Here is an 11763-nt window from a genome sequence, read left to right on the forward strand (position 1 = left end):
ATTACTTCTCTACTGGAATCTTCTTATTAACATCGCTTCTTTTATTATTTATATTGGCTGTCGAATCCTTAGCTATGAAATGATTATATACATTAACGATTTGCTCAAGTTTTTTTTCAATACTTGCATAATCTTTCTTATTTCCATAGTTATCAATAAATATCTTATACCACTTCATAGTATTTTCAAGATCATAAATCCTATTTTCATAAAGCCAAGCAATTGCCAAAGCGCTCTTTTCACCATATTCAGTATCACCATATTCATTGAAACAATCTTTGAGTAATACAATTGCAGAATCAGGTTGCCTATCAAAATACTTCTCTGCTTTTCTGAAAATATCTTCTGCTTCTCCTTCCCTACCCAACTTTCTTATTTTACCGGACAATAACAAGGATGTATATTCTGATTCCGGATATTCGCTTATTAACCTGTTATAAAATTCTTTTGCACTGATCGTATCTTCTATATCTTTAGAAATGTAATAAAGAGTATACAATGTCTTATCAGAAATACCATAGATGTCAGAATTATCCACTATGCGCTTTAATGTTGCAATTGCACTGTCTGGAAGATTAAAGTTGAAGTAATAAATCTCCGAGAGCTCATATAATTTTTCATAATATTCTCTATAAATTAAATTAGTATCGGCTAAATCCTGTTCAGAAGTTTTTTTCATTATAATTGCCTTTAACTTTTCTGTATCACTACTACCTATTGCTCCCTCCAGCGCTGAATTGGATTCATTGCTTTTCTTTGCCTCATTCAGAAGTTTTAACTTTTTCTCAAGTTCATTTTTAATATTAAAATACCGGCTAAGTAGCTGAAATTTCTGCTTTGAATCAAAGGCATATCGTGAATCAGGATATTCCTTTGGTACCATTTCGTATTGCTTTTGAGCCTCTGCATATCTATTAAAATAATACATATTGAGCTCAGCCATATTATAATAAGCTTCTGCAGATTCTGGAGTTTTTGGATAATTCTGCGTAATCTGAGAAAACCTCGAATATGCTGATTCTTTGTCTCCTTCATTTAAATATATTTTAGCAAGCAGAAGTTCAAGCTCTTGCCAAATGCTTTTATTATTCTCGTCAGCAAGTTTCTCCAAAATCATATTCCTTGCCTCGTCGTATTTACCTGCTTCTGTATATATTTTAACTAATAATACCTGTATATCATCCCGAATGGTTTTATTTGGCGAAAAATCATAAATTTTGTTTAAACTCTCTATTGCATTATCAAGCATTTTAAGTTCTACATAACACTCAGCTATTTTGTATTGGCTTTCCGCACATAATTTATTGTCGTTGGATATATCAATAATTCTATTATAATAATAAATTGCTGAATCAAGATTACCCAGTTCATAATATATGTCACCTGTTATTTTCAAAATCTGCGAAATATACTTTTTACCAATAACTGTTTTTCTAAACCTTTTGGATTCACTTAATGCCAGATCATATTCACCGAGACCCCAGAGGCTTCTTAATAACCACACTCTTGCTTCTTGTACTCTGTCACTATTACCATATATATTCAAAAAATTTTTAAATATTTTCCTACTTGTGAAATAATCACCCTTATAGTAATTACATTTACCAATCAGCAGATATGCATCATCCACCCATTTGCTGTCAGGATACTTTTCAATTACCTTATTTGCCTTCTCAATGGCTTTATCTAGATCTCTTTTTACAGAAACAGGTAACTTTTCTCCCTCTTTCTTATTCCTTTCTAAACTCTTTATTGCATTTTTAAAGTATTGCTCGGCATTATAAAAAGTATTATAGTAAGCACATGAAAATAAGGCAACCAATACATAAATAAGATATATCTTTGTTTTAATCAATCTTTTAACCATTGATACCTTTCAAATTTTTAAACTCTTCTACAAACTCAGGAAGTATTTCCCCAGCTTTACCTTCGAACCATAAATCTACAAAATCAGTTAAAAAACTCCTGCACGGATTTACCTCTATAATATAAGCACCATTATACTTTGCATATCTTGGGAAATCAGAAGCCGGACGCACCGCTCCTGATGTTCCAACTATTATAAAGAGATCGCAGTTAACTGATGCATAGTAGGCTTTCTCGACGGCATCTTCCGGAAGTTGTTCACCAAACCACACAACATTAGGTCTGATTAAACCCTTGCACTCACATTTTGGTATACGATCAGATGACTCGTTATATATCTTCTCAAATTCTTCTAATGAAAACATTTTACCACACTTGATACAATAGTTCTCCATTATATTACCGTGAAGTTCTATAACATTTCTGCTACCTGCCTTTTGATGAAGTCTATCAATATTCTGAGTTATCAAATAAAAATTCTGGACATATTTTTCAATCTCTGCTATAGCAAAATGCCCGGGATTTGGCTTAGCTTTGAGTATTACATTCCTACGATATTCATACCATTCCATGACTCTCGCGGGATTTTTATAAAACCCTTCAAAACTTGCCAGTTCATCTGGAGAAAATTTGCTCCATAATCCATTATCTCCTCTAAAAGTATGTATTCCACTTTCTGCTGATATACCTGATCCAGTTAGTACAGTAACAAAACCTGTATTTTTTATTATTTTTTTCAGTCTTGAATCCTTTATTAACGACATAATTTAAATTTATAAGTACCAGTATATTAAATCGTTGTCATAAACTATGCCAAGCTCTTTATGTTTCGGAATAATTCTAATGGAATAACCATTAAGACCGCTCTGCCACGAAGATATGGTAGCTCTATATATATAATCTTCTCCTCTTTTTTCAATCATTTCCATTTCTACAAACTTTCCATCTACAATTTGCATATCAAACCCAATTTTTCCATAATAGATTTGTACACAAACATCTTCAGGATCCAGTTCACCTAAGGAAATAGTTGAGATAATCTCAAGACTATCAGTTATTTTTATCCGGTTGCTAAAATTATCTTCTACTTTTAAAATCTTAGCCATTACCCAATTTTTTGCCAGTTTATCCTTCCATTTGGCGAACTCTCTTGCCAATCTATAATTGTTATCTTTAAGCTTTATCATAGCCTCATAAGAACATTTATACATTTTATCCGTATATTCATATAACATTCTATTTGTATTAAAAACAGGGCAGATTGATATCATGGATCTTTTCATTAATTTAATCCAATCTCTTGGCATACCATTTTTATCTCTCTTGAAATATAGAGGAATAATTTCCTTTTCAAGTAAATTATACAGTGCATTTGCATCCTGTTCGTCCCAGTAATCATAATCAGCATACTCTTCCCGCCTACCTATTGCCCATCCTATTTCGGGATTATATGCCTCATCCCACCAACCATCAAGAGTACTGACATGAATACCACCATTGGCCACAGCCTTCATACCGCTTGTACCACATGCCTCCAGACCGCGACGAGGATTATTCAACCAGACATCACAACCCTGCAACATATATCGAGCAATATTTATATTGTAGCTTTCTAGAAATACAATTGACTGACGGAATGGCTCCTCATTCGAAATATCTATAATCTTTTTTATTAACTTTTTACCCTCCATATCCTTGGGATGCGCATTCCCTGCTATTATGATCTGGACTGGCATTTCTTTATTGGTTAAAATCTTTGCTAACCTGTCGGGATTGTGAAAAATCAATGCCCCTCTCTTATAAGCTGCAAACCTTCTTGCAAAGCCAATTGCCATTGCATCGGTATCAAGAACTGAATCAATTCTTTCGACCTCAGATTTTGATTTACCAAGTCTAATATATTGTTTTTTTAGTTCCCTTCTGGCAAAACCAATCAATCTTTCTTTTCTACGTTCGTGTGTTTTCCATAGTTCTACATCAGGTATTTCTTCTACTTTCTCCCAAATTTTCTGGTCTGCCGGTTCTTCTTTCCATTTTGGACCGATATAACGATCAAAAAGGTCAGCCATTTCCTTTGAAATCCAGGATGGCTGATGAACACCATTGGTAATATGTATTATTGGGACTTCATCCTCTATAAGACCTTTCCATAGATTTCTCCACATTCTGCGAGATACACTTCTGTGCAACTTACTTACAGAATTTATCTTATTAGAAAGCTTAATTGCTAAAATAGCCATAGAAAAACTATTATCTCCGCTATTATCGCCTACCCCTAATTGCCATAATTGATCAAATTTAATCCCTAAATCCCTACAGTAGTTAGAAAAATATTTTTCCATTAGTTCTCTTGGGAAAATATCAATTCCTGCTTTAACAGGTGTATGTGTCGTAAATACCGTCCCCGACTTTACGACTTCAAGTGCTTCCGGAAAATTTAACCCTTCTCTTTTTATAAGACTTCTAACTCTTTCAAGAGCTGAAAAAGCAGAATGTCCTTCATTAAGATGATAGATTATCCTCCCATCTCCAAGATATTCTATAAGTTTTGTTCCACCCATTCCGAGCACAATTTCCTGCTGAATCCTAGTCTCAAGATCGCCACCATATAAGCTCTCTGTTACTCTTCTATCACGTTCGGCATTATCTGGATTATCGGTATCAAGCAAGTACAGAATTATTCTACCAATTAGCACTTTCCATACATTAACCTTTACTTTTCTCCCAGGGAAATCAACCTCGATAACGACAGGATTATTGTTTTCATCGACTAAAGGTAATACTGGCAAGTTATAAAAATCATAATTCAGATATTCCTCGTCTTGCCACCCGTTTATATTTAATTTCTGTTTAAAATAACCTCTTCTATAAAGAAGTCCAACACCGAAAAGAGGTATCCCCAGTTCTGAAGCACTTTTTAAATGATCACCAGACAATACACCAAGTCCACCTGAGTATATAGGTAGACATTCCGTTAAACCGTACTCCATAGAAAAATAGGCAATCTGTAAATCTTCAGTATATCCGTTTTTTTTCTTAAACCAGGGCTCTTTGTTAATGAATTGATCAAATTTTTCTAAAACTCTATTATAAAGAAATAGATATGTATCATCCTCTGCTTTTTCCTCAAGTACCTTTTGGTCTATATTATTCAATATAAAAACTGGATTATGGTTACTTTTTTCCCATAATTCCATGTCCAATCTGATGAATAGCTCCCTTGCATCAGCTTCCCATACCCACCAGAGATTGTAAGCCAGTTCCTTCAGTCTTTTAATTTTATCTGGAATGTATGGCTCAACTACAAAAGATTTTATCGCATTAACCATAGTAACCCCTTCTCAATTTTTCCCAACTCCATTCTTTGCCGGAAATAACTCTTTGATAGCTACAAATATATCGTGAATGTCATAAGGTTTTGAAACAATTTTGTTAACCAATACTTTTTTTCTATTCTTTACCTCCATTTCCAATCCCCATCCCGTTATAAGTATTATCTTTATATCCTTCTTTAATTTTCTCATCTCCATTGCTATATCCCAACCTGAAAGGCCTGGCATTCCAATATCTGTGCATACTAATTCTATATCCCCATCATTTTTAAAAATATCTAAGGCGTTCTTACCATTCTCTGCTGTCTTTACATTCATTCCAAAACTTAATAAAATATCTTTTAAAATTCCTCTCGGGCCATCCTCATCATCAACAACAAGGACATTTAATCGTGGAAGTAAGGCATCTTCACCCTTTATTTTTCCCGTCCTTTCAAAATTAGCTGATTTTTTTGATGAAAGTGGTAGTCTAATCTTTATTGATGTCCCTTTGCTTAATTCGCTTTCAACATATATATCTCCCTCATGGTTCTTTACTATACCATATACCATACTCATTCCCAAGCCCGTTCCCTTACTTCCTTTAGTTGTGAAGAAAGGTTCATATATTCTTTTTAAAGTCTCTTCACCCATACCAATACCGGTATCGATGAATTCTATCTCAACATATCTACCTTTTGGCTTAACAATAATAGACAAATCTCCACCATTTGGCATGGCATCTATAGCATTTAAAATAATATTAGTAAAAGCTTCCCTCAATTCGGTCTCTTTCCCATAAACATAAAAACTATCATCATAGAATTTCTTAATATTTATTTTCTTTCCTGCCCTTTCCATTTCATGTTTCCATTTACCTTTTGTAAAACTTACGCTATCATTAATAACATGTGTAATATCAACAAGGGTTCCTTCTTTTTTACTCCCAAATTTAGTAAAACTCTGTATCCTCTTTACAATTTCCGTCCCATCAATTGCTGCCTTTTCTATAATTTTAAGTTCATTAACTAAATCCTGGTCATCACATTTATTCAATAACATTTGAAGCCTTCCAATAATTGTACTCAGAAGGTTATTAAAATCATGTGCTACGCCTCCAGCTACTTCTCCAAGAGCTCTCATCTTCTCTGACTCTGCCATAAATCTATGAATTTTTTCCCTTTCTTCTTCCATTTTTCTTAATTGAATAATCTGAGAAATGTGATTTGCAAAAATCTCAAGCGGTTTTACTATATCATCATTTGGTATCATACCACTCTTAGAGTCGTCGACAGAAATTATTCCGATTACTTCTCCACCGCTATTTTTCAAGGAAATAAGTAAACTATCTTTGTTATGCCATCCATCCTTCCTTCGCGGATATTCGATTCTCCCAAAATCAACAGAATCTTTCCTAACCAGATCTTTCATTGTATGTAGAATATAACAAGACTGCTCACCAACTTTTATTCCTTTCTCTAATAATTTTAGATAATCATCCTTATTTAACCCGGACTTCAACATCTTGCCCACCTTTCCCTTTTTAATTCCATAATATCCCAGTATCTCCCTATAGGGGTATTCTGAAATAAATGTGTACATCAGAACTCTATTATAATCCGAAACATCCACAATCGCACGGCACATTCTTTTAAATAGTTCTTTTTTATCACCTACAGTCAAAATATCAGCGGATATCCTGCTAAATTTTTCAATTTGTGACGTAAGTTCCTTTATGCGCTGTTCTGCTTTCTGTTTTTCTGTTATATCTAGCAAATGAGCAACTACTGAAATCTTATCATTATCCTTAAAATATATGGAGCTTACCTCCAAAACCTTTATCTTACCATCTTTACATATTACCTTAATTGTATGTTTTGGACTAAAATTTTTACTGTTTATCTTCTCGAGATAATTCCTTTCAGCAATTTTAACGCTGTCTGGTGTTAAAAATTTTCTAAAATCTGCATACTCAAGTTCCGACTTACTATAGCCTGTTATTTTTGTAATTGTATCATTTGCAAAAGTAATTCTAAAACTGTCATCAATCACCACTATACCCTCATGAGAATACTCAACAACTCTTCTATATTTTTCCTCGCTTTCTTTTAACCTATCCTGTGCCTTTTTTTCTTCACTATAATCTCTCGAATTATCTGTATAGAATAAAAATTTGCCTGAATCATTACGTATCTCATTTACACTGACTGATACCCAGAAAAGTGAACCATCTTTCCTTTTTCGCAATTCATACCCTCTATAAACTCCCTTATCTTTGCACGTTTTTATGACCTTCTTAAAGTGATCAATAGGATTTGGTTCCCCATATAGACTAAAGACTTTTTTACCAAGTATTTCATCAGTATTATAACCATACAAATTACTGAAGAACCTATTTGCGTAAATTATTTCAAATTTTTCATTGAATGCCACAATTGAAATAGGGGCATTGTGAGTTATTTTACTTATTTCTGCTATCTTTTCTTCATATCGTTTTCTTTCAGAAATATCCCTGATTATTAACAAGGTTGCAGGTTTACCAGAAAAATTTACAACATTAACACTGGCTTCCACATTTATATCACACCCATCTTTTCTTTTTAATACTGTTTCTATTCTTGATGGACACTTTTCTCTTATAATTTTAGATTTTTCTTTCTGACAAACTTTATCAAACAAATCAAATTCCAAATTTTTTATTTCATCATAATCATAGCCAAGCAGTTCTGGAAATTTTCTATTACAATATATAATTTTACTATTCTGACATATCACTACTGCATCATTTATATTCTCAACTAGCGTACGATATCTTTGTTCATAGTCTAAAAGTTCTGTAATATCAGATGCTATTTCAATTACGCCAATCATTTCATTACGGTTGTCTACTACTGGATACCCTTTGATAAACCATCTGCTACCATCTCTGTGAATTTTTATATTGGAATATGGCTTATTACTCTTGATAACTGTTTCAATCGGACAATCATCACATACTTTATAGGGACTATCTCCCCATATTTCATAACAATAACTACCCAGAATATCAGAGACCTTTTTTCTGGCAGCCTTGCAAGCCGCGTTATTAGCAAATAGTACTTTCCTGTTAAGTGATTGATAAACCACAAGTTCATCAATCACATTGACTATTATATCTAAATTTATGCTGTTTATTTTTTTCTTCAAAATCTGTACCTGTAAACTACCAAACCGACTATCAAAAAGTCACACATCATCTTAAATTTTAATCAAATCGGAATAAAAATACCCACCATAACAACTGCCATTCAAATTAAACAAAAAAATCCTTAACCTGCCATTCTTTTTTAGTACCTGTACTTATTATTGGAATTAATAGTTATCATAATTGATAAATTTTTATCATATTTTAGATTTGAGGTGCTATAAAAAAACACATAGAACCAACATACAATTTGATACGACATCCAACTTTTCAAAAATAAAATTTCAGACAATATAAATATGATTGTGTCTAATATGAAAATATATAAGAATAACCTTCTGTGTAATATGAAAATATTTACTCTACCTTTTTATAGATAAAAATAAATTAAAAATATTACTTTTGCACAAACGATTAATCCAGTACAAGTTTAATTTTTTATATAACGCAAAAGTCATCCACAATACTACTATACTCATTGCAATCTTTATTAACAATATATATTTGTTCAAATTCAAATTCTTCAAAATAATATAAAAGAGAATAAACACCAAAAATTCCCATATTAAGATTATCAAATAATAATAACTGATTGAATAAGATTTTAATTTTAGTTTCAATATTGTTAAAGTTGAAATAAATAATATAATAATTGTTACAATGAACGAATAGATATTACCATAAAATTTTAAATCTTTTAAAAGCAGAAAAAAAACCAGAAAAGTAATCATACCTATAAAATTTACTAATGTTGTATAGGGTTTAATAAATAAACCATCAAGTATACTTCTACATATAGCATATGTTAAATAAAATCCAACGAATAACCCACTTAATCTAAATAAGTTTTCATATTCAAGATAACTACTGTTAAAAATGATAATTACTATTTCTTTCATAAATAAAAATAAAAACAGTCCCAATGGGATGAAAATAGAAATAGAAACTTCAAATATCTTATCAAAATCTTCTTTAACCTTTTCTTCGCTGTATTTTTTTGCTCTGAAGGAAAACTCCGGTAATAGAACTAATCCCAATGCGGATGCGAAGATTTCAAACACTTGAATTATATAAATAATAAGACCTACTACTGCTGTTTCAACTAAACCATATAATTTCGAAGTAAAATAAACAGGAAGAAAAAAAATTCCTGCTGAAAAAAAAATTGATGGCAATCTAAATATACCATATCTAAAAAACCCAGAGACATCAGGTCTGTTATTAATTATTAAATTATAATCTTTATAAATAATTTTTGTATTTCTATAAAACTTAAAGTAAATAATCCCAATAATTACAATATTTAAAAGTGAAAATAATAAAAAATAGGTTGATATAATATAATTTTCTTTTACATTTAGCAGAAATAACAAAAAAACTGTGCTCAAAGAAATAAACCAGAATACAAGATTAACTAGGTTCATATAATTGAATTTCCTAAGCCCTCTGAAATAACTAAGGGTTATATAATAAATACAAACAGATAAGATATATGCGCTTAATGGTAAGAGTAAATATTTATATTTATTATCATTAAAAATCAAATTTACCAGTCCATTTCTATATATAATGCTAATAAAAATAAATACTCCATAATTTACAAAAAAAGTTATCAAAGTGGCTTTAAGATAATTTTTTGAATTCTGTTCGTCAGCGCTAATAAATTTGGACAGAGATGTCTGTAAATTAAATAAAAATATGGGATATCCAAAAAGTACTAATCTTCTAATAAGAACAAATATCCCCATCGATTCTTTTGACAATAGCGTAGCAAATATCTTAATTACTGCAACACCGCATATTGCACTAAATACTTGGACTATGAAAGTTTTTATAATTTGTTTTTCAATCAAGTTTTATACATTTTGTAACAGTCACATTTAAAAATCAATCTTTCTGATTTCTTTTGCTGGTACACCAGCCACAATCGTATAAGGAGGTACATCCTTGGTAACAACAGCCCCTGCCCCAACTATTGAATATTCACCAATTACAACTCCGGCCAAAATAGTAGCAGACGATCCGATTGATGCACCTTTCTTTACTACTGTTGGAATTACCTTCCAGTCCTTTTCTGTCTGTAATTCACCATCAGCATTTGTTGCTCTTGGATAAAGATCATTTATAAATGTTACATTATGTCCAATAAACACTTCATCTTCTATTGTAACACCTTCACAGATAAATGAATGTGAAGATATTTTACACCTTTTTCCTACTTTTACACCCTTCTGGATTTCTACAAATGGACCAATTTTAGTTTTATCTCCAATTTCACAGCCATAGATGTTAACAAAACAAAATATTTTAACATTTTCCCCCAAAATAACATCATCACTAATTCTTATAAAATTGTCTTTAATATATTTTTGGTCAAGTTTCATTTTAAAACCTAACCTTGATGCTATCGTTTTTTATAGAAAACTCAGATGCTTCTAATATTTTAACAACATCAAGGCCTAAATAACAGTCAGATATAGGATTTTTATGATTGATAATACTTTCAACAAAATCTTTACATACCAAAGTTAAAGCTTCTGTATCATCTAATTTCGGTGCATACATATCTCCTGTTCTATACGATATCAGCATTCTATGTACCCCTTCCTGATTAGTCGCTATAATTCCTTTATCATATACTTTAACTTTTTCACTTGGCTCTGTATCATCATATACAATCATTTTCTTTGTCCCACCAATTAAAATTTTTCTCACTTTTGTCGGTGCTAACCAATTCACATGAAAATGAGCAATTAATCCATCATCTAAGAAAATTGTAATATATGCAATGTCCTCTATATTATTATAATGTGCTATACCACTTGCCAATACAGCTTTTACTTTTGATTTAATAATATACTTCATAATTGAAACATCATGGGCAGCTAAGTCCCAAACAACATTGACATCATGCTGAAACAGACCTAGATTTACTCTTACTGAATCAAAATAATATATATCACCGATATCACCACTTTCAATAATTTCCTTTATTTTCCTGACAGCACCTGTATATAAAAATGTATGGTCAACCATCAGTACCAAACCATTCTTCTCTGCTATACTTATTAGTTCCTCTGCATGCCTTACTGATGAAGTCATTGGCTTCTCTAACAGTACATGCTTACCGCACTCTAACGCCTTCTTACATAAAGGATAATGAGTAGCAACAGGAGTCGCAATTGCGATAGCATCAATATCTTTGTTTTTAAAAACTGCTTCCATATCCTCTATAATTTCTACCGATGGGTACCTTGATTTTATTATAGTGTGACGATTTTTCTCTTTGTCAAAACCGTAAACTTTTTTAACCTGAGGAGTTGACAAAAAATTTCTGACCAAGTTTGGTCCCCAATATCCCAATCCTATAACAACAACATTCACTTGTACACTCCTTTTAAA

Annotated in this window: 7 protein-coding genes; all 7 read right to left on the minus strand. The window is 31.7% G+C overall.

The features are described 5' to 3' along the window. Position 1 precedes the first annotated feature (1 nt). The 7 genes from H0Z29_04375 to H0Z29_04405 all read right to left on the minus strand — a co-directional run bounded on the left by H0Z29_04375 (position 2) and on the right by H0Z29_04405 (position 11745). On the minus strand, positions 2 to 1867 hold the full coding sequence (locus H0Z29_04375) for a tetratricopeptide repeat protein (protein ID MBO8130741.1): 1866 nt from the start codon (positions 1865 to 1867) through the stop codon (positions 2 to 4). Then, positions 1860 to 2594: an NAD-dependent deacylase gene (locus H0Z29_04380; GenBank protein MBO8130742.1), complete on the minus strand. Its 735-nt coding sequence runs from the start codon at positions 2592 to 2594 to the stop codon at positions 1860 to 1862. The genes H0Z29_04375 and H0Z29_04380 overlap by 8 nt, the downstream gene beginning before the upstream one ends. A 45-nt stretch (positions 2595 to 2639) precedes the next feature. Continuing rightward, positions 2640 to 5195: an alpha-glucan family phosphorylase gene (gene glgP, locus H0Z29_04385; GenBank protein ID MBO8130743.1), complete on the minus strand. Its 2556-nt coding sequence runs from the start codon at positions 5193 to 5195 to the stop codon at positions 2640 to 2642. Between the two features lie 12 nt (positions 5196 to 5207). Further along, the gene (locus H0Z29_04390) at positions 5208 to 8363 is read right to left on the minus strand and encodes a PAS domain S-box protein (GenBank protein MBO8130744.1); all 3156 of its coding nucleotides are present in this window, start codon (positions 8361 to 8363) and stop codon (positions 5208 to 5210) included. A 360-nt stretch (positions 8364 to 8723) separates the two neighbouring features. Continuing rightward, the gene (locus tag H0Z29_04395) at positions 8724 to 10214 is read right to left on the minus strand and encodes a lipopolysaccharide biosynthesis protein (protein ID MBO8130745.1); all 1491 of its coding nucleotides are present in this window, start codon (positions 10212 to 10214) and stop codon (positions 8724 to 8726) included. Positions 10215 to 10241: 27 nt separating this feature from the next. Further along, positions 10242 to 10745, minus strand: a complete 504-nt coding sequence (locus tag H0Z29_04400; GenBank protein ID MBO8130746.1) for an N-acetyltransferase — start codon at positions 10743 to 10745, stop codon at positions 10242 to 10244. Position 10746: 1 nt separating this feature from the next. Continuing rightward, positions 10747 to 11745: a Gfo/Idh/MocA family oxidoreductase gene (locus tag H0Z29_04405; GenBank protein ID MBO8130747.1), complete on the minus strand. Its 999-nt coding sequence runs from the start codon at positions 11743 to 11745 to the stop codon at positions 10747 to 10749. Positions 11746 to 11763 lie beyond the last annotated feature (18 nt).

The sequence above is a fragment of the Candidatus Neomarinimicrobiota bacterium genome (genome assembly GCA_017656425.1).
Lineage (GTDB): Bacteria > Fidelibacterota > UBA2242 > UBA2242 > B5-G15 > JACDNV01.